We start from the raw sequence: 18,676 nt of genomic DNA on the forward strand, positions 1-18,676 counted from the left end.
CAGGAGGACAGTCATGGCAGGCGAATCCACATTCGACGTCGTCAGCAAGGTAGACAAGCAGGAAGTCGCCAACGCGCTGAACCAGGCCCAGAAGGAACTCGTCCAGCGCTACGACTTCAAGGGCGTCGGCGCCGAGGTCGATTTCAGCGGCGAGAAGATCCTGATGAAGGCCAATTCTGAAGAGCGTGTACTGGCCGTCTTGGACGTGCTGCAGTCCAAGCTCATCCGCCGCGGCATTTCACTCAAGTCCCTCGACACCGGCGAGCCCTACGCCTCCGGCAAGGAGTTCCGGCTGGAGGCCTCCATCAAGGAGGGTATTGCCCAGGACCTGGCCAAGAAGATCAACAAGCTCATCCGCGACGAAGCGCCCAAGTCAGTCAAGTCCCAGATCCAGGGCGACGAACTGCGCGTGACCTCCAAGTCCCGGGATGACCTTCAGGAAACCATGAACCTGCTGAAAGGCTTCGACGAGGCCGACCTGCAGTTCGTGAACTTCCGCAGCTAGCACGACGACGCGCAAGGCGCCTTGCGACGCGCAAAGGGCTGACGACACAGGGACTACCGGTATCGTCGGCCCTTTTGCGCGTCGCCATCCTTTTTCCGTGTCGGTGAACGTCCGACGGCGGCGCCCTGCGTTCCCGAATTGCTAGTCGCGCTGTTGGCCGGCCATCCGCTCCAGGCGTCCGATCCGCTCACTCATCGGCGGGTGCGTCGAGAACAGCTTCGCCATGCCGCCGCCGCGGAACGGGTTGGCGATCATCAGGTGCGAGGCGTTGACCAGCCGCTGGTCCGGCGGCAGCGGCGCAAGCTGTACGCCCTGCTCAATCTTGCGCAGGGCGGAGGCGAGCGCCAGCGGGTCCCCGGTCAGAGCGGAACCGTCCTCATCGGCGTCGAACTCCCGGGTGCGGGAGATCGCCATCTGGATCAGCGACGCGGCAAACGGGGCCAGCAGCGCCATGGCGATCATGGCGAGCGGGTTCCCGTTGCGCCGGTCCCCGCCGCCGAAGAACAGCAGCATCTGCCCCACCGAGGTGATGACGCCGGCGACGGCGGCCGCCACCGAGGCGGTCAGGATGTCCCGGTTGTAGACGTGCATCAGCTCGTGGCCCAGCACTCCGCGGAGTTCCCGGGCATCGAGCAGCCGGAGGATTCCCTCGGTGCAGCACACCGCCGCGTTCTGCGGGTTCCGGCCTGTGGCGAAGGCGTTCGGGGCCATCGTGGGCGAGAGGTAGATCCGCGGCATCGGCTGCTGGGCGCTGGCGGAGAGCTCCCGGACAATCTGGTAGAGCTGCGGCGCCTCGGCCTCCGTTACCGGATACGCCTGCATCGCCCGGATGGCGATCTTGTCACTGTTCCAGTACCCGTAGGCCGTGGTGCCCACACCGATCAGGGCCATGATCCAGATGGGAGCGGCACTCCGGGTTCCGGCGCCCATCAGGGCACCGAGCCCGAGCAGCACCGCCCACAACACGCCGAACAGGGCCGCGGTTTTCAGTCCGTTGTGATGCTGATGCACTGTTCCTCCCACGCCGTGCTCCCGGCTGTGGCGTTCCGGGAACTACCTCTACAGGAAAACGAACTGCTACGGGACGGGGTTCCGTGCGTCGTACTTCAGGAAGCCCGACTGCAAGTGCGCCACCGTCCATGCCACCGCGATGCACAGAATACCGCCCAGCAGCAGGACCCAGCCTTCAGTCAAGAGTTTAGTCCCGCCGCCTGCGAGCATGTCCCCCACCCGGGGGCCACCGGCCACGACGACGACGAACACGCCTTGCAGCCGTCCGCGCAGGTGGTCCGGGGTGGACGCCTGAAGGATGGTAGTGCGGAAGACAGCGCTGATCGAGTCGGCGATGCCGGCCAGTGCGCAGCACAGCGCCGCGGGCAGCAGCCACACCGTCACGCCGTCGTCACCGGAGCGGCCGGCGAGCACCACCACGAGGCCGAAGCCGGCAATCGACGCGCCCCAGCCCATTACGGACCATACGACGGCGGCCCCCTGCCGGCGCACCGCTCCCAGCGGCCCGGAGAACAGCCCGGACAGGAACGCGCCGACGGCGGTCGAGGCCAGCAGGATGCCCACCGTGGCTTCGCCGCCGCCGATCATCAGGGCTCCGATGGCGGGCAGCAACGCCAGGGGCTGGGCGAAGATCATGGCCACGAGGTCGATCATGAAGGTCATCCGCAGGTTCGGCCGTGTGCCCAGGAAGCGGAAGCCCTCGACGACGGACCGCAGTCCCGCCGGACGGGCGTGCTCCCCCGGCGGCATGGGCGGCAGCTTGAGCAGCGCCCAGAATGCGAAGGCGAAGCTGACGACGTCAATCGAGTACGTCCAGGCGAAGCCGATCCAGGCCACCAGCACACCGGCCAGCAGCGGCCCGGCCGTCATGGTCAGCCCGAAGCTCATCATGCTCAGGGCGTTCGCGGCGGGCAGCAGTTCTTTGCGGACCAGTACCGGGATGATGGCGCTCCGGGCCGGCTGGTTGATGGCCTGCGCGCCGCTCTGCACGGCAACCAGGACGTAGAGCAGCCAGACGTTCCCCAGCTGCAGCCAGGCCTGGAGCGCCAGGCAGACGGTGGTCAGCCAGAGCACCGAGGACGCCAGCAGTGCAACCTTGCGGCGGTCATGCGCGTCCGCGATCGAGCCTCCGAGCAGGCCGCCCAACACCAGCGGGACCAGCGCAAAAATGCTCAGCAGGCCCACATAGAGGCTGTCCTGCGTGAGGCGGTAGACCTCCAGGCTGACGGCCACCAGGGTCAGCTGGCTGCCCAGGGCCGAAACGGCTGAGCCCAGCCACAGGCGGCGGAAGGCCGGACTTTCGCGCAAGGGCGTCATGTCCGCCAGAAATTTCCCCACCCGGTCACTCTAATAGTGCGGGAGCGCTGCGCCGTGGCGCCGGCTTTGTGCCGCCCCGCGCGTCATCAGAGGCGTCACAAGAGCTGTCGTAAGCCATGCCTTATTGTGAACCAATCATAATAAGTGCTTGAATGGGGGTATGACGGATTCAGCGGGCACTCACGATGCATGGGCTGCCGCCCTGCGTGCCCATGGCCGCCGGGTGACCAAGCAGCGCCTGGCCGTACTCGCCGCCGTCGAACACCATCCGCACTCCCGCGCGGAGAGCATCCTTGCCGCCGCCCGCCAGGAACTGCCCGAGTTGACGGCCCAGTCCGTCTACGTGGTCCTGGGTGACCTGACGGATCTGCAGATGCTGCGCCGCTTCGAGCCCCCGCACTCCCCCGCCCTGTATGAGACACGTGTGGGGGACAACCACCACCACGCCGTCTGCATCGGCTGCGGCCGCGTCGAGGACGTGGACTGCGCCGTGGGCCATGCGCCGTGCCTCACCCCGCACTGGGACGAGGGCGCCAAGCCGATGACCATCCAGATCGCTGACGTGATGTACCAGGGCATCTGCCAGGACTGCCAGCGCACCCAAAAACTTCCCTCCGATCGAACCTAAGAAAACCCAACCAGAAGGAGAAAGATGACTGCGAACATTTCTGCGCCCGTCTCACCCGTATCCGCCCCAGCCCGGTCGACGACGCAGTCGGGCGCACCGGTCGCGTCCGATGCCCATTCCCAGACGACCGGCGCCGACGGCGCCATCATCCTGACCGACCACTACCTGATCGAGAAGCTCGCCCAGTTCAACCGCGAGCGTGTGCCGGAGCGCGTCGTGCACGCCAAGGGCGGTGGCGCGTTCGGTACCTTCACGACCACCGAAGACGTCTCGAAGTACACCAAGGCTGCCCTCTTCCAGCCGGGCGTCGAGACGGACATGCTCATCCGCTTCTCCTCCGTCGCCGGCGAAGCAGGCTCCCCGGACACCTGGCGCGACCCCCGCGGTTTCGCCGTGAAGTTCTACACCACCGAGGGCAACTACGACCTCGTCGGCAACAACACCCCGGTGTTCTTCATCCGCGACGGCATCAAGTTCCCCGACTTCATCCACTCGCAGAAGCGCCTCCCGGGCACGCACCTGCGTGACGCCGACATGCAGTGGGACTTCTGGACCCTCTCCCCCGAGTCCGCGCACCAGGTCACCTGGCTCATGGGTGACCGCGGCCTGCCCGCCTCCTGGCGCGAAATGCAGGGCTACGGCTCGCACACCTACCAGTGGATCAACGCCGCGGGCGAGCGTTTCTGGGTCAAGTACCACTTCAAGTCCAACCAGGGCGTCAAGTCCATGACGGGCGACGAGGCCGAGGCTCTGGCCGGCGCGGACGGGGACTTCTACATCCGCGACCTGCAGGAGAACATCGCCGACGGCAACTTCCCGTCCTGGGACCTGCACGTTCAGGTCATGCCGTACGAGGATGCCAAGACGTACCGCTTCAACCCGTTCGACCTCACGAAGGTGTGGCCGCACTCGGACTACCCGCTGATCAAGGTGGGCACCATGGAGCTGAACAAGAACCCGGAGAACTACTTCGCGCAGATCGAACAGGCCACCTTCGCGCCGTCGAACTTCGTGCCGGGCATCGCGGCTTCGCCGGACAAGATGCTGCAGGCCCGCATCTTCTCCTACGCGGACGCCCACCGCTACCGCGTCGGCACCAACCACGCCCAGCTCCCGGTGAACCTGCCGAAGAGCCAGGTCAACAACTACAGCCAGGACGGCGCGGGGCGTTACCACTTCAACGCCCCCTCGGTTCCGGTCTACACCCCGAACTCCCTCGGCGGCCCGGCTGCCGTGGAGCCGCAGAATGCGGCTGGCGGCTGGGAGAACGACGGCGCGCTGACGCTCTCCGCGCACTCCCTGCACGCTGAGGACGGCGACTTCGGCCAGGCTGGCACGCTGTACCGCGAGGTGTTCAACGACGGCGAGAAGGCCCGCCTGCTCGAGACCGTCACGGGCGCCGTCAGCGGCGTCAAGAACGCAGACATCAAGGAACGCGCCATCCAGTACTGGACGAACGTCGATGCCGAGTTCGGCGCCAAGCTGCGCGCCAACCTGGGTGCGGTAGGGGCAGGCGTTGTCACCTCGGACGCCGAGGCAGCCAACAAGATCGGCTAAACTCCCGGTTACGTCTGCTGGACAAACAACACACCCCGTCGCGGATATCCGCGGCGGGGTGTGTTGTTCTTTCCACATACGCGGGCCCCCTCGCCATGACGCCGGGCGAGTCCCTAGGATTCATGCATGACCCCATTCGAAGGCATCCCGGATGCCGCCTTCCGGTTCTATGCCGATCTCGAACACAACAACAACCGCGACTGGTGGCTGACCCACAAGGCAATTTACGACGCCGCAGTGAAAGGGCCGCTGACCGTGCTGCTCGCGGAGCTGGAGCCGGCCTTCGGTGAGGCGAAGCTCTTCCGGCCAAACCGGGACATCCGGTTTTCCCTGGACAAATCGCCCTACAAGACCGCGCAGGGGGGATTCGCGTCGACTGCGGAGGGCGTGGGCTTCTACATCCAGCTCAGCGCTGACGGCCTTCTCATCGGAGGAGGCTGCCACACCCACACGCCGGCGCAGCTGGCACGCTTTCGCAACGCCGTCGATGCCGAGGCCAGCGGCGGAGTCCTGCAGGGGATTGTGCAGGGGGTTGAGTCGGCCGGCTTCGCGGTAGAGGGCGAGAGCCTCAAAACTGTCCCGAGGGGTTTCGACAAAGACCATCCAAGGGCAGAGCTGCTTAAGCACAAGTCACTCACGGCGGGCGTAAACGTGGGCCAACCCGGCTGGCTCTCCACACCAGATGCAGCCCACGAAGTGGCCCGGCGCTGGGAGGAGCTACGGCCCCTGGTGGAGTGGATCGGCCGTTACGCCGCGCCCTGACGCGAGCCGCTATTGGCGTCAGACGTGCTGGGGGTCTCAGACGTGCTGAGGTCAATGTCCCGCACGGCCAAACGCCGAAATCGCCGGAGCCGTGCTAATTCGCCGGAAAGTTCCCTGGCGAATTCGCACGTCTCCGGCGACTTCGCTTTGCCGGGACCGGCTACTCCCCGATCAGGAGCGGCTGAGCGCGTCTTCGTCGTCGTCGGCTGCCTTCTCGGCATCCGCGCCGGCAGCCCTCTCGGACGGGCGGTTGACCGATGCCTTGGCCTCGGCGAACTTCTCGTTCAGCCGGGAGTGCCGCTGGCCGTAGGAGAAGTAGATGATGACACCGATCACGAGCCAGACGGCGAAGAAGATCCAGGTCTCCACCGCGAGGTTCGTCATGAGGTAGAGGCAGAGCACTGCGGAGACAATCGGGAGCACCTTGCCGAACGGCACGCGGAATGCCGGCTTCAGGTCCGGGCGCTTCTTCCGCAGCACCAGGATGCCCAGGCTGACGGTGACGAACGCGGACAGCGTGCCGATGTTAATCATTTCTTCGAGCAGGTCCACGTTTGTCAGCCCTGCTACCACCGCCACCGCGGCGCCGCAGATGATCTGGAGGCGGACAGGCGTCGCGCGGATGGTGCTGGTCCTGGACAAGGAACGCGGCAGCAGGCCGTCTCGGCTCATGGCCAGGACAACGCGGGAGAGGCCCATCAGGAGCACCATGATCACCGTGGTCAGGCCCACGAGCGACCCAAAGGCGATGACCTTGGCCGCGTCGGTGTTACCGACGGCCTCGAAGGCCGTGGTCAGGGTCGGGTTCTCGGCTTCAGCCAGCTTGGTATAGGACACCATGCCGGTCAGGGCCAGGGAGACCAGGATGTAGAGCACGGTCACGACGGCGAGGCCGCCGAAGATGCCGCGGGGCAGCGTCTTCTGCGGGTTCTTGACCTCTTCGGCCGAGGTGGCGACGACGTCGAAGCCGATAAAGGCGAAGAAGACCAGGGCGGCGCCGGCGAAGATGCCCATCGTTCCGTACTGTTCGGGAGCGGCTCCGGTGAGGAAGCCGAAGAAGGACTGCTTGAGGACGTCTGCCGTTCCGGTACCGCCAGTCGGTTCCGAGGCGGGCACGAACGGGGCGTAGTTCTCGAACTTCACGTAGCTGAAGCCCACAACAATGACGAAGAGCACGACGGCGATCTTGATCAATGTGAAGACGTTGCCAACGCGGGCCGACAGCTTGGTCCCGAGGACCAGCAGCACGGTGAACACCGCGACGATCAGGAAGGCGCCCCAGTAGAGGTCCACCCCGCCGAGGGAGATGGACGGCGGAATGTCGACGCCCATCAGAGCGAACACCTTGCTCAGGTAGATGCCCCAGTACTTGGCGATCACGGCGGCGGCGGTGAACAGTTCAAGGATCAGGTTCCAGCCGATGATCCAGGCGAGCAACTCGCCCATGGTGGCGTAGGTGAACACATACGCGGAGCCCGCCACCGGGATGGCGGTGGCGAACTCGGCGTAGCACATGATCGCGAGCGCGCAGGTGACAGCGGCGATGGCGAAGGAAATGGTCACCGCCGGTCCAGAGAAATTCGCGGCAGCCTTGGCCCCGACCGAGAAGATACCGGCGCCGACGGCAACGGCGACACCCATGATCATCAGGTCCCAGGAGCTGAGCGAACGCTTCAGCTTGCGTCCGGGTTCATCGGCGTCAGACATCGACTGCTCGATGGATTTGGTCCGGAATAAGTTCATTGGAAAGTCCACAATTTCGGTAGCTTGTTGGAAACAGACCTATCCAGATTAGTGTCCATCCACTGGACGGCCATTTTTGTCCCACATACTGAGACGAAAGGGGTCTGTGCAGGTCTCCCTGCACAGACCCCTTTCGGATCCGTCCTCCGGTTTAGACCGGCCAATCCATCAAAGTGGACCGGATCAGGAACCGCTTACCTTCGGGCGACTCCACCGAGAAACCGCTCCCCCGGCCCGGGACCACGTCCACGGTCAGGTGCGTGTGGCTCCAGTAGTTGAACTGCTCCTTGGACATCCAGAACTCCACCGGCTGGGGCCGAAGCCCATCCGAAATGTCGAACAGACCCAGCAGTACGTCCGAGTCCCCGGTAATGAACTCCCCTGCCGGATAACACATCGGCGAGGAACCGTCGCAGCAGCCGCCGGACTGATGGAACATCAGCGGTCCGTGCTGGATCCACATTTTGAGCAGAAGTTCCACCGCCTCCGGGGTGAGCGCCACCCGGGAGAAGTCCTCACCGGGGCGGGTCACGGCGGCGTCGAGCTTTGTCTCTGGCATCAGTGCCCTTTCTTGATCAGTACTTGATAACCACGCGGCCGTCGATCTTGGCGTGCTTCATTTCGTCAAGAACAGCATTCACTTCGGGGAGTTCCCGCGTGGAGACCGTGGGATGGATCTTGCCCTGGGCATAGAATTCCAGGGCTTCCTGCAGGTCCTGCCGGGTTCCCACAATGGAACCGCGGACTGTCAGGCCCTTGAGCACAATCTCAAAGATCGGCGCCGGGAAGTCACCCGGCGGCAGGCCGTTGAACACAATCGTTCCGCCGCGGCGGGCCATCCCGATCGCCTGGCCGAATGCTGACGGGTGCACAGCTGTGACCAGGACTCCATGGCAACCTCCGGTTTCGCGCTGGATGACTTCGGCGGGATCCGCGTGCAGGGCATTGACGGTCAGCTCCGCACCATGCTTCTTGGCCAGGGCGAGCTTGTCATCTGCAATATCCACCGCAGCAACTCGGAGGCCCATGGCAACCGCGTACTGGACGGCGATGTGGCCGAGTCCGCCGATGCCCGAGATGGTGACCCACTGGCCGGGCCGGGCCTCGGTCATTTTGAGTCCCTTGTAGACGGTCACCCCGGCGCAGAGCACCGGGGCCACCTCCACGGGGTCCGAGCCAGCCGGGATCCTGGCCGCGAAGCGCGTGTCCACCAGCATGTACTCGCCAAAGGAGCCGTCAACGCTGTAGCCGGCGTTCTGCTGCGCTTCGCAAAGGGTTTCCCAACCGGTGCGGCAGTACTGGCAATCGCCGCAGGCGGACCAGAGCCACGCATTACCTACGAGGTCTCCGAGGGCCAGGTCCGTGACACCCTCACCGAGGGCTACGACCTCGCCGACTCCTTCGTGGCCGGGGATAAAAGGCGGGGTCGGCTTCACCGGCCAGTCGCCTTCCGCGGCGTGGAGGTCTGTGTGGCAGACGCCGGTGGTCAGTACCTTCACGAGTGCCTCGCCGCGTCCCGGCACTGGAATGGGGAGGGTCTGGATCTGCAGGTCCTTGCCGAATTCGGTTACTACTGCGGCTTGCATTGTCGTCGTCGTCATTGTCGTCGTCATGGCGAAATCCTTGCGTCATCTAGCTTGAGTGTGGCGATAGGGCGTATGCAGTGAGCCGGCGTCCGCCCGCGCTGGTGTGCAAATGGTACGGGCGGGACGGACCACTCCTTGATCCGCCCCGCCCTGATTGGTGCGGCTTAGAAGAAGCCGAGCTTGTTCTCGTTGTAGCTGACCAGGAGGTTCTTGGTCTGCTGGTAGTGGTCCAGCATCATGGAATGGTTTTCGCGTCCGATGCCGGAGGACTTGTAGCCGCCGAACGCAGCCCCTGCGGGGTAGGCGTGGTAGTTGTTGACCCACACCCGGCCGGCCTGGATCTCGCGGCCCGCCCGGTAGGCGACGTTGCCGTTGCGGGACCAGACGCCGGCACCCAGCCCGTAGAGGGTGTCGTTGGCGATGCCCATGGCGTCGTTGTAGTCGCTGAAGCGGGTCACGGAGACCACCGGGCCGAAGATCTCCTCCTGGAAGATCCGCATCTTGTTGTGGCCCTCGAAGATGGTCGGCTGGACGTAGTACCCGCCGGCGAGGTCTCCGGTCATTTCGGCACGGGAGCCGCCGGTGAGTACCTTGGCGCCCTCCTGCTTTCCGATGTCGATGTAGGAGAGGATCTTTTCCAGCTGGTCGTTGGACGCCTGGGCGCCGAGCTGCGTCTCCGTGTCCAGCGGGTTGCCCTGGATGATCTTCTCCACCCGGGCCACGGCATCGGCCATGAAGGAATCGTAGATGCCCTCCTGGACCAAGGCGCGGGACGGGCAGGTGCAGACTTCACCCTGGTTGAAGGCAAAGAGCGTGAAGCCCTCCTGGGCCTTGTCGTAGAACGCGTCATTGGTGTCCGCGACGTCGTTGAAGAAGATGTTCGGGCTCTTGCCGCCGAGCTCCAGGGTGACCGGGATCAGGTTCTGGCTGGCGTACTGGCTGATCAGGCGGCCCGTGGAGGTTTCACCGGTGAAGGCGATCTTGCGGATGCGGGGGCTGGAGGCAAGCGGCTTGCCCGCCTCGACGCCGAAGCCGTTGACGACGTTGAGGACGCCGGCTGGCAGCAGGTCGCCGATGAGTTCCATCAGCACCAGGATCGAGGACGGCGTCTGCTCGGCCGGCTTCAGGACGACGGCGTTGCCGGCGGCGAGGGCCGGCGCGAGCTTCCAGACGGCCATCAGGATCGGAAAGTTCCAAGGGATGATCTGCCCTACGACGCCGAGCGGCTCGTGGTAGTGGTAAGCGGTTGTGTCGTCGTCGAGCTGTGACAACCGGCCTTCCTGGGCGCGGACGGCGGACGCGAAGTAGCGGAAGTGGTCCGCGGCGAGGGGGATGTCGGCGTTGAGGGTCTCGCGGATCGGCTTGCCGTTGTCCCAGGACTCGGCGACGGCGAGCATCTCGGTGTTCTCGTCGATCCGGTCGGCGATCTTGTTCAGGATCGCGGCGCGCTCGGCGACGGAGGTCTTGCCCCAGGACGGTGCGATCTTGTGGGCGGCGTCCAGCGCCAGCCCGATGTCCTCGGCGGTGCCGCGGGCAACCTCGCAGAACGCCTTTCCGGTCACGGGGGTGATGTTTTCGAAGTACTGGCCCTTGACCGGGGCAACCCACTCTCCGCCGATCCAGTTCTCGTAGCGGTCCTTGAAGGTGACCTTCGAGCCCTCGGTACCGGGCTGGGCGTAAACAGTCATTGCTAGCTCCTTTGCTGTGCAAGATGGTGGCGGCCTGGTAGTGGCCGTCGCCGTTGCACCCAGCGTAGGAGCCGGGAGGTTGCAGTCAGGTTGCAACCGAAGTGATCCGGGTCACGCAGCACCCTCAGGCGCTGAGTTCGCTGTCCAACCGTTCCAGATCGGCGACGACGGCGGCCCGCTTGGGTGAGCGTGGCGGCAGCAGCCTCAGCGCCGCGCTGCGGACCTCGACGTCGTCCCTCGCCTCCGGCAGCCCGGCGTATTTCAGCAGCGATTCGGCGCTGCCGTCGGTCAGCACAGCCTCCCGCAGCAGGGAGGACACCCGGTTCCGCAGTTCGGCAATGCCCGGCGCTTCCGAGCGCGGCAGCACGGCACCGCGGTAGATCTCCAGCGCGATCCGGTGGGCGCCGCGCTGCAGGCAGTTGAGGACCTGTCCGGAGTCCGGCACCAGATCCATCGGCAACCGGTAGGGCCGGGATTCCGGAACCGCGTCCGGGTTGAGCTGCTGGAGGACCTTGCGCAGGCGCACCATCTCGGCCCGCAGCGTCATGGTGGAGGCCTCTCCGGGGTACAACAGGGTGCAGAGTTCCTCAGCGTTGAGCCCTTCGGGGTGGGTGCTGAGCAGTGCCAGGATTTCGCTGTGCCGCCCGGACAGGGCCACGGTGCGGCCATCGATGCTGAGCAGGGCCTGGTCCCGGCCGAGGAGCTGGAGGCTGTTGCGGTACAGGCTTCCGGCTCCCTTCTCCGGGCCGTCCTTCGACGAGGCGGACGCCGGGCTCCGCCGTCGGGACGGCGAGGACTGCCGGGCTGCGGCCGCCTGGAGGCGTTCCACCCGCAGATGAGCCTGCGCCGCGGCAACGGTCGCCTCGACGAGGGACAGGGTGTGCGGCGCGACGGCGGACTCGGTCCCGGTGATGTCGACGACGCCCAACAGGGCACCGGAATCGGGATCATGGAACGGCACGGCCGTACAGCTCCACGGGTGCACCGAGCGCTTGTAGTGTTCGGCGCCGGAGATCTGGATGCCGCGGCCGAGGGCCAGAGCGGTCCCCGGCGCGCTGGTGCCCACCGTGGCCTCGGACCAGTCGGCACCCGGGACGAACATCATGCCCTCGGCCCGGCGCCGCATGGCGGCGTCGCCTTCGACCCAGAGCAGCCGGCCCACCTCGTCGCCCACGGCCACCAGCATCCCGCTGTCGTGGCTCGGCAGGACCAGGAGCTTGTGGATCACCGGCATGATGGCAGCCAGCGGATGCTGCCGCCGGTACTCTTCGAGTTCGTCGCGGTCCATGGCCAGCGGGGCCTCAGGATTGTCCGGGTTGGCGTGCAACTGCGCCGAGCGCCGCCACGAGTCCTGGATCAGGCTGCTCAGTCCGGGGAGCTGCAGGTCTTCCGGGAACACGAGCCCCCTGGAGTCCAGCTGCTCATGGCCGGCGCTGGCATACTGCTGGCGCAGCTCCGCGGTGACTCCACCTACTGGATGGATCCGAGCTGCCGGATGGACCACTTTCCTCATTGAACTCCCACCTGACGGGCGCGACGGCGTGCTTGAAGCAGCCGCGTCCGGCCCAGTCTAGTGGGCGTGTCCGCTGCCCGCCAGAGCCGGAGCCGGAGCCCGACGACAAGGATGCCCGGGGTGCCTGGCCTGCAGCCCCCTCGTCACACCTGGCATCGAGGACACCGGCACCGGCGTGCAGCGGGACTAACTGCGGGAGATCTCGACCATGTCCTCGCGGGGCACCACCTTGACGCGTTCCCGCACGATGCCGCTGGCGTCCTCCGAACTGGACCACTCCTCGCCCAGCGCCAGTTCGTGGGCGTCGAGCTTGATCCAGCCTTCCCACGTCGTATACTCGATGCCCCGCTCCTCGAGGAGATCGATGATGGCCTGCGGGTCCGGGTTCTGCGCCGGCGGCAGGGTCAGCCGGTCCTCGAGCAGGAAGCCGATGGTCTCGAGCGCGTCGCCCTTGGTGTGGCCAATCAGGCCCACGGGTCCGCGCTTAATCCAGCCGGTGGCGTAGATCCCGGGGACCGGATTGCCCTCGGCGTCGAGCACGCGCCCGCCCTCGTTGGGGATGACGCCGCGGCGCGCGTCGTATTCCAGTTCGTCCAGCGGCGAGCCGTGGTAGCCGATCGCCCGGTAGACGGCCTGGACCGGGTAGTCGAGGAATTCGCCCGTGCCCTTGACGCTGCCGGTGCCGTCCAGCTGCATCCGCTCGAACTTGATGCCGGCCACCTTGCCGGGGTTGGCGGCGTCGTCGTAGATCTCGACCGGACTGTGCAGGAAATGCAGGTGCAGCCGGCGGGAGGACGGCTCCTCGGCCTCGGCGTGCTCCTCGACGAGCCAGTTCGTCAGCGTGTTGACCATGGTGCGGATCTGGTTGTTGCTGCGGATGGCCTCGTCGGAGGTTTCGTCGAACTCGAAGTCCTCCGGGTACAGGACGATGTCCACATCCCTGGCGTGGCTGAGTTCGCGCAGTTCCAGCGGGGTGAACTTCACCTGGGCCGGCCCGCGGCGGCCGAACACATGCACGTCGGTGACCGGGGAATTCTTGAGGGCCTGGTACACGTTGTCCGGGATCTCGGTGACGAGCAGTTCGTCCGCGTGCTTGACCAGCATGCGGGCCACGTCCAGGGCCACGTTGCCGTTGCCGATCACCGCGATTTCCTTGGCGTCCAGCGACCACTCGCGGGACACATCCGGGTGTCCGTCGTACCAGGAAACGAAGTCAGCCCCGCCGAAGGAGCCCTCGAGCTCGACGCCGGGGATATCGAGCTCCGCGTCCTTGATGGCCCCGGTGGAGAAGATCACGGCGTCGTAGAAGGCGCGGAAGTCGTGCAGGGTCAGGTCACGGCCGTAGGTGACGTTGCCGAGGAAGCGGATGTCCCCGCGGTCCAGGACCTTGTGCAGGGCGTTGACGATGCCCTTGATCCGGGGATGGTCCGGGGCCACGCCGTAGCGGATCAGCCCGTACGGCGCCGGGTACGCCTCGAAGAGGTCGATGCTGACCTCGAAATCGCCGTCCTTGACTTCATTGGACTTCGTCAGGATGTCCGCGGCGTAGACGCCGGCCGGTCCCGCGCCGACAATCGCAACGCGGAGCGGACGTTTGGACGTGGTTTCGGCCGGGTTGGACAACGGGAGCCCTTCTGAGTCTTAGCGGCAGCGCCGGTTGATGCAGCGCACAATCCCCTATTCTAAATGTCCGCAGGAACCCGTGGGGCCCTCCGTGACTGAGATCGCAGGGATCCGCGCCCTCCGCGGGAATAAAAGGCAGGAATAGGGGCACGGCAGGTGGTGTTATTGATCTTGTGCCTAAACCCGACGGATCCTCCTCCCCAGCCACGCTGACCGCCCCGGGTGCGCCAGCACCCTCGGGAAGCCCGTCGCCGCAGCAACCGGCGGCGCTCAAGGCCGTGGACAAGGACACGACGGCGGGCGTCCTGTTCGGGATCGGCGCTTACGGGCTGTGGGGGCTGCTCCCGCTGTATTTCTTCGTGCTGGCACCGGCCGGCGCTGTCGAGATCGTGGCCAACCGTGTGGTGTGGTCGCTGCTGTTCTGCACCCTGCTGATCACGATCACCCGGTCCTGGCGGGTACTCGGAGCCGCTTTCCGGAATCGCACGGTGATCGGCCCGCTCTCCATCGCGGCCGGGCTGATCGCGGTGAACTGGCTGACCTACACTTACGGCGTGACCACCGGCCAGGCCGTGGAAGCCTCGCTGGGCTACTTCATCAATCCGCTGGTCTCCGTGCTGCTGGGCGTCTTCGTCCTGAAGGAGAAGCTGCGCCGGCTGCAGTGGGCCGCCGTCGTGATCGGCTTCATAGCCGTCGGCGTCCTGACGGTCTCCTACGGGAAGCTGCCGTGGATTGCCTTGACCCTGGCGCTGAGCTTCGGCCTCTACGGCTTCGTCAAGAAGCGGGTGGGACCGCGTGCGGATGCGATCACCAGCCTCACGGTCGAGACCATCGTGCTGGCTCCGCTCGCCGCCGCCACCATGATCTTCCTCGGTGTCAGCGGAACCGCGACGCTCGGCACCCATGGCGCCGGTCACTTCTGGCTGCTCGCGGCGTCGGGCATCATTACCGCAGTGCCGCTGCTGTTCTTCGGCGCCTCCGCCCGCCGGCTGCCCATGACCACGATCGGCCTGCTCCAGTACTTTGCCCCGGTCCTGCAGTTCATCGTGGCGCTGGCCGTTTTCCAGGAAACCATGACCACGGACCGCTGGATCGGTTTCGGCGTCGTCTGGCTTGCGCTGCTGGTGCTCACCGTGGACATGCTGCGGACCGCACGGAAGAATTCCGTCATCCGGAAGCTGGCCCGGGCTCGGGCCGCCTGAGCCCCAGCACACCGCGGCAACTCCGTATACCCCCGGCAACCCCGCACACCCCCGGGCGAACGTACATTTCGCACCCCGTTTTGGCTTAAAACCGGGCCTGAAGTGTCCGTTCGCGCAGTTGGGGTTCGCGCAGGGGTGGTTGGTCAGAGCTCCGGGCTGGCATCGACCCCTTCGTAGTCCCGCGGGACCACCACCATCGGAACCGGCAGGGCGCGCAGCACCTTGTTGGCGGTGCTGCCGATGAAGAGCTTGTGCTTTTCCGCCAGCCGGGACGAGCCCACGATCATGATCTCGCCGTCGTCCCACTCAAGGTCGTCGATCGCTTCCTCGATGGTCCTGCCGTGCGCAACTTCAACGTTCACAGTGTGCCCGGCGGGGAGCCGGTGGGAGGCATCGGTGAGGACGGTGTTGGCGTGGATATGGGCAGCGTTGATGTTCTCGCCGCTGTCTCCTTCGGCGTCGAGCTCCACAAGAGAGACAAGCCGCAGCGGGACGCCGCGGCGTTCTGCGGATTTGATCGCGGCGCCGATGGCAGCCTCCGCGCCGGTGCGCTGGCCCACCGCGAGGGTCAGCCGCGTGATGGGCTCAGTGCGCCGGTAGCCGCGCGGCGCCAGTGCCACCGGCACAGGCGAGGCATGGAGCAGGGCGTTGGCCACACTTCCCACGCTGTAGCGCTTGAACAGGCCGTTGCTCGCCGCGCCCACCACGATCAGGCCTGCCTTGTACTCCACTGCCGCATCAATCAGGCCCGCCGCGAACGACTCCGCCGGAAGGTCGTGGAACCGGGCCTCCAGCCCCTCCGGTACCAGGGACAGTCCTTCGCGCTCCACGCTGAGCACTTTCTGTTCAGCGGCGTCGACGCGGCTTCTCTCCAGACTCGGGGCGAGGGAGGGGGCACGCCGGTCCACCACATGAACCAGATCAAGGTCCGCCCCCAGGGCACGGGCCATGGCCGAGGCCAGGGCGACGGCGTCGGCCCCGCGTTCGTTGGGTGTATAGCCGACTACGTATCGCATGTATGAACCCCTTATGGGTCTGGGCAGAAGCCAGCTTTGCTCCGGGGATTCCGGGCGACGTCGGCCGGTCTCTGCGTTCCTGCAGTGGTAGGAACGACTCTAGCCCAGCGGCGCGGAATAGCCCGTGATAATTCGTGACTTTTGGCCCTGAGCAGGGGAATCTTCCACGCCTAGGCTGGGATGGTCGAGGGGAGCCCGCCGTGGGTGCGATCAGAGCGCAGAAAACCGCAGCAAGGAACGTCGGATTGGGGTTGCTGGCACTGCTGCTGACTCTCACAGCCTGTACCCCGTCCACACCACCACCCGGCGGAAGCAGCCAGGCCACGGGCTCCGCCTCGGCATCGTCTGCCGCCGCACCGTCTGCCGCGGCACCGTCCGCGACCGCCAGCGTGCCGGGCGACACCGACGAAACCGGGCCGCCGCAGACCGGCGATAAGGTGATTTCCTCCAAGATCGCCCTCGACTGGTCCTGGCCAGGCCCGGGACGGCCCTTCAAGGCCACGCATGAGAACCCGGTGCCGATTTCTCCGCCGCCAGCGGCCCCGCTGCCCACGCTCGCCGCGATCGGGGCAGGCCAGCATCCGGCGGAGACTCCGCCCTTCGACCAGCTCAGCTTCCGGTTTAGCGGCGGTTTCCCCAGCTACGACGTTGTGTTTGTTCCCGAACTGCTCGCCGACGGCAGCGGACTGCCCGTCCCGCTGCCGGGCACCGGCGCGATCCTCCGGGTCGTGTTCCGCGGCGCCCAGGCGCACACGGCGGACGGCACGGCGAGCACTGTCAAAAGCGCTCCGGCGCCCAACATCGGCTACAAGGCCCTCACCAGCTACGCCCCGGCCGGCGACTTCGAAGGCGTGCTCAGCTACGGAATCGGTGTGGGCCGTCCGATGGGAACCGTTACGGAAACCAAGGTGCGCGTATACGAGGTCGAAAAGATCGAACAAGGGCAGCACCTGTATGTCGTGGCAATCCAGCTGGACTCCACGCAGTGGAAATAGAAGCAACGGAAATAACACAGTGGTGATAACAGAGTGTAAATAACACCGCGGGAATAACACCGCGAGATAGCAGAAGAGCCGCGGACCCAAAGCTGGTCCGCGGCTCGGCTGCTATTTCCGGCCTGTCAGGCGTTGGCCTTGATGGCCGCGGCCAGGACGTCGAGTCCGTCCAGCAGCAGTTCGTCACTGATGACCAGCGGGGGCAGCAGGCGGATGACGTTGCCGTAGGTGCCGCAGGTGAGGATGATGACACCCTCCTTGAGGCAGGCGGCGGCGACGGCCTTGGTCAGCTCCGGGTTCGGTTCCTTCGAGCCGGCCTGGACCAGTTCGATCGCGAGCATGGCGCCGCGGCCGCGGACGTCCCCGATCACGGACTGCTCGACGGCGAGCTCGCGCAGCTTGCCGAGGGCGATCTCCTCGATGCGCCGGGCGCGGCCGTTGAGGTCGTACTGCTCCATCGAGCCGATCGAGGCCAGTGCCGCGGCGCACGCCACCGGGTTGCCGCCGTACGTGCCGCCGAGGCCGCCCGGGTGGACGGCGTCGAGGAGGTCGGCGCGGCCGGTGATGGCGGACAGCGGCATGCCGCCGGCGATGCCCTTGGCCATGGTGATGATGTCCGGGACCACGCCCTCGTGGTTCACGGCGAACCATTCACCGGTTCGGCAGAAGCCGGACTGGACCTCATCGGCGATGAAGACGATGCCCTTGTCCTTGGCCCAGGCCGCGAGTGCCGGCAGGAAGCCCTCGGCGGGGACAATGAAGCCGCCCTCGCCCTGGATGGGTTCGATGATGATCGCGGCCACCTGCTCGCCGCCGATCTGCTTCTCGATCATGGTGATGGCGCGCTTGGCGGCCTCGGCGCCGGTGATCTCCGGGTTTTCCTCGCGGAACGGGTAGCTCATCGGCATGCGGTAGACCTCGGGGGCGAACGGGCCGAAGTTGGTCTTGTACGGCATGGCCTTGGCGGTCAGCGCCATGGTCAGGTTGGTGCGGCCGTGGTAGGCGTGGTCGAACGCGACGACGGCGTCCCGGCCGGTGGCCAGGCGGGCCACCTTGACGGCGTTTTCCACGGCCTCGGCACCGGAGTTGAAGAGCACAGTTCGCTTCTCGTGGTCGCCCGGGGTGAGGCGGTTCAGCTGCTCGGCGACCGCGACATAGCCTTCGTACGGCGTGACCATGAAGCAGGTGTGGGTGAAGTGCTCCACGGCCTCCTTGACGGCGCCGACGACGGCCGGATCCGAGGCGCCGACGCTCGTCACGGCGATGCCGGAGCCGAGGTCGATGAAGGAGTTGCCGTCGACGTCGTGGATGATTCCGCCGTCGGCGTCGGCGACGAACACGGGAACGCTGGATGCGACGCCGGCGGCCACGACGGCCTTGCGGCGCTCGGTCAGGGCGAGGGACTTGGGGCCCGGGAAATCTGCCTGGACGCGGCGTTTCTGCTCAAGACGGTAGGTGATGTCATGTGCGGTGGTGGTCATGGGAAAGCCTTTCTAAGCGTGCGGGTTAGGCGCCTAAGTTATGCATCGG

16 protein-coding genes are annotated in these 18,676 nt (G+C 66.1%); 6 read left to right on the plus strand and 10 right to left on the minus strand.

Features of this window, described 5'->3' with window-relative positions; all coding sequences use genetic code 11:
• The first annotated feature begins 13 nt into the window (after window positions 1–13).
• Window positions 14–505, plus strand: coding sequence for a YajQ family cyclic di-GMP-binding protein (locus ACQCSU_RS07390; RefSeq protein ID WP_426979094.1), 492 nt, complete (start codon window positions 14–16; stop codon window positions 503–505).
• Window positions 506–646: 141 nt separating this feature from the next.
• Here the strand turns inward: ACQCSU_RS07390 and htpX are convergent, their stop codons facing one another.
• Window positions 647–1,516, minus strand: a complete 870-nt coding sequence (gene htpX, locus ACQCSU_RS07395; protein ID WP_426979095.1) for a zinc metalloprotease HtpX — start codon at window positions 1,514–1,516, stop codon at window positions 647–649.
• Between the two features lie 66 nt (window positions 1,517–1,582).
• Window positions 1,583–2,854, minus strand: a complete 1,272-nt coding sequence (locus ACQCSU_RS07400; protein ID WP_426979097.1) for an MFS transporter — start codon at window positions 2,852–2,854, stop codon at window positions 1,583–1,585.
• Between the two features lie 139 nt (window positions 2,855–2,993).
• Here ACQCSU_RS07400 and ACQCSU_RS07405 point away from each other — a divergent pair, with 139 nt between their 5' ends.
• The 3 genes from ACQCSU_RS07405 to ACQCSU_RS07415 all read left to right on the plus strand — a co-directional run bounded on the left by ACQCSU_RS07405 (window position 2,994) and on the right by ACQCSU_RS07415 (window position 5,780).
• Window positions 2,994–3,461 (plus strand): Fur family transcriptional regulator, encoded by a 468-nt coding sequence (locus ACQCSU_RS07405; RefSeq protein ID WP_426979099.1) that lies wholly within the window; start codon window positions 2,994–2,996, stop codon window positions 3,459–3,461.
• Window positions 3,462–3,485: 24 nt separating this feature from the next.
• Window positions 3,486–5,018 (plus strand): catalase, encoded by a 1,533-nt coding sequence (locus tag ACQCSU_RS07410; RefSeq protein WP_426979100.1) that lies wholly within the window; start codon window positions 3,486–3,488, stop codon window positions 5,016–5,018.
• Window positions 5,019–5,144: 126 nt separating this feature from the next.
• Window positions 5,145–5,780 (plus strand): DUF2461 domain-containing protein, encoded by a 636-nt coding sequence (locus ACQCSU_RS07415; protein WP_426979101.1) that lies wholly within the window; start codon window positions 5,145–5,147, stop codon window positions 5,778–5,780.
• Window positions 5,781–5,951: 171 nt separating this feature from the next.
• Here ACQCSU_RS07415 and ACQCSU_RS07420 read toward each other — a convergent pair whose 3' ends face one another.
• The 6 genes from ACQCSU_RS07420 to ACQCSU_RS07445 all read right to left on the minus strand — a co-directional run bounded on the left by ACQCSU_RS07420 (window position 5,952) and on the right by ACQCSU_RS07445 (window position 13,933).
• Window positions 5,952–7,523 carry an APC family permease gene (locus ACQCSU_RS07420; RefSeq protein WP_426979102.1) on the minus strand — a complete coding sequence of 524 codons (1,572 nt, stop codon included), beginning with the start codon at window positions 7,521–7,523 and terminating at the stop codon, window positions 5,952–5,954.
• 151 nt (window positions 7,524–7,674) lie between these two features.
• On the minus strand, window positions 7,675–8,082 hold the full coding sequence (locus ACQCSU_RS07425; protein ID WP_426979103.1) for a DUF779 domain-containing protein: 408 nt from the start codon (window positions 8,080–8,082) through the stop codon (window positions 7,675–7,677).
• A 16-nt stretch (window positions 8,083–8,098) separates the two neighbouring features.
• The gene (gene adhP, locus ACQCSU_RS07430; RefSeq protein WP_426979740.1) at window positions 8,099–9,109 is read right to left on the minus strand and encodes an alcohol dehydrogenase AdhP; all 1,011 of its coding nucleotides are present in this window, start codon (window positions 9,107–9,109) and stop codon (window positions 8,099–8,101) included.
• A 164-nt stretch (window positions 9,110–9,273) separates the two neighbouring features.
• The gene (exaC, locus tag ACQCSU_RS07435) at window positions 9,274–10,797 is read right to left on the minus strand and encodes an acetaldehyde dehydrogenase ExaC (protein WP_426979104.1); all 1,524 of its coding nucleotides are present in this window, start codon (window positions 10,795–10,797) and stop codon (window positions 9,274–9,276) included.
• A gap of 124 nt (window positions 10,798–10,921) precedes the next feature.
• Window positions 10,922–12,310, minus strand: coding sequence for a GAF domain-containing protein (locus ACQCSU_RS07440; protein ID WP_426979105.1), 1,389 nt, complete (start codon window positions 12,308–12,310; stop codon window positions 10,922–10,924).
• 186 nt (window positions 12,311–12,496) lie between these two features.
• Window positions 12,497–13,933, minus strand: coding sequence for an FAD-dependent oxidoreductase (locus tag ACQCSU_RS07445; RefSeq protein ID WP_426979106.1), 1,437 nt, complete (start codon window positions 13,931–13,933; stop codon window positions 12,497–12,499).
• A 164-nt stretch (window positions 13,934–14,097) separates the two neighbouring features.
• Here ACQCSU_RS07445 and rarD point away from each other — a divergent pair, with 164 nt between their 5' ends.
• Window positions 14,098–15,135, plus strand: coding sequence for an EamA family transporter RarD (rarD, locus tag ACQCSU_RS07450; RefSeq protein ID WP_426979741.1), 1,038 nt, complete (start codon window positions 14,098–14,100; stop codon window positions 15,133–15,135).
• Window positions 15,136–15,278: 143 nt separating this feature from the next.
• Here the strand turns inward: rarD and ACQCSU_RS07455 are convergent, their stop codons facing one another.
• On the minus strand, window positions 15,279–16,151 hold the full coding sequence (locus tag ACQCSU_RS07455) for a universal stress protein (protein ID WP_426979107.1): 873 nt from the start codon (window positions 16,149–16,151) through the stop codon (window positions 15,279–15,281).
• A 200-nt stretch (window positions 16,152–16,351) separates the two neighbouring features.
• Here ACQCSU_RS07455 and ACQCSU_RS07460 point away from each other — a divergent pair, with 200 nt between their 5' ends.
• Window positions 16,352–17,146 (plus strand): AMIN-like domain-containing (lipo)protein, encoded by a 795-nt coding sequence (locus ACQCSU_RS07460; RefSeq protein ID WP_426979108.1) that lies wholly within the window; start codon window positions 16,352–16,354, stop codon window positions 17,144–17,146.
• A gap of 125 nt (window positions 17,147–17,271) precedes the next feature.
• Here ACQCSU_RS07460 and gabT read toward each other — a convergent pair whose 3' ends face one another.
• The gene (gene gabT, locus ACQCSU_RS07465) at window positions 17,272–18,627 is read right to left on the minus strand and encodes a 4-aminobutyrate--2-oxoglutarate transaminase (RefSeq protein ID WP_426979109.1); all 1,356 of its coding nucleotides are present in this window, start codon (window positions 18,625–18,627) and stop codon (window positions 17,272–17,274) included.
• Window positions 18,628–18,676: the final 49 nt, after the last annotated feature.

It is taken from the genome of Pseudarthrobacter sp. O4, from assembly GCF_050157025.1.
In the GTDB taxonomy this organism is placed as follows: Bacteria; Actinomycetota; Actinomycetes; order Actinomycetales; family Micrococcaceae; genus Arthrobacter.

Excerpts from the sequence above, each read along its gene's own strand:
- ACQCSU_RS07390 (WP_426979094.1), top strand. The coding sequence starts at position 14 with ATGGCAGGCGAATCCACATTCGACGTCGTCAGCAAGGTAGACAAGCAG.
- ACQCSU_RS07405 (WP_426979099.1), top strand. The coding sequence starts at position 2,994 with ATGACGGATTCAGCGGGCACTCACGATGCATGGGCTGCCGCCCTGCGT.
- ACQCSU_RS07410 (WP_426979100.1), top strand. The coding sequence starts at position 3,486 with ATGACTGCGAACATTTCTGCGCCCGTCTCACCCGTATCCGCCCCAGCC.
- ACQCSU_RS07415 (WP_426979101.1), top strand. The coding sequence starts at position 5,145 with ATGACCCCATTCGAAGGCATCCCGGATGCCGCCTTCCGGTTCTATGCC.
- ACQCSU_RS07420 (WP_426979102.1), bottom strand. The coding sequence starts at position 7,523 with ATGAACTTATTCCGGACCAAATCCATCGAGCAGTCGATGTCTGACGCC.
- ACQCSU_RS07425 (WP_426979103.1), bottom strand. The coding sequence starts at position 8,082 with ATGCCAGAGACAAAGCTCGACGCCGCCGTGACCCGCCCCGGTGAGGAC.
- adhP (WP_426979740.1), bottom strand. The coding sequence starts at position 9,109 with ATGCAAGCCGCAGTAGTAACCGAATTCGGCAAGGACCTGCAGATCCAG.
- exaC (WP_426979104.1), bottom strand. The coding sequence starts at position 10,797 with ATGACTGTTTACGCCCAGCCCGGTACCGAGGGCTCGAAGGTCACCTTC.
- ACQCSU_RS07440 (WP_426979105.1), bottom strand. The coding sequence starts at position 12,310 with ATGAGGAAAGTGGTCCATCCGGCAGCTCGGATCCATCCAGTAGGTGGA.
- ACQCSU_RS07455 (WP_426979107.1), bottom strand. The coding sequence starts at position 16,151 with ATGCGATACGTAGTCGGCTATACACCCAACGAACGCGGGGCCGACGCC.
- gabT (WP_426979109.1), bottom strand. The coding sequence starts at position 18,627 with ATGACCACCACCGCACATGACATCACCTACCGTCTTGAGCAGAAACGC.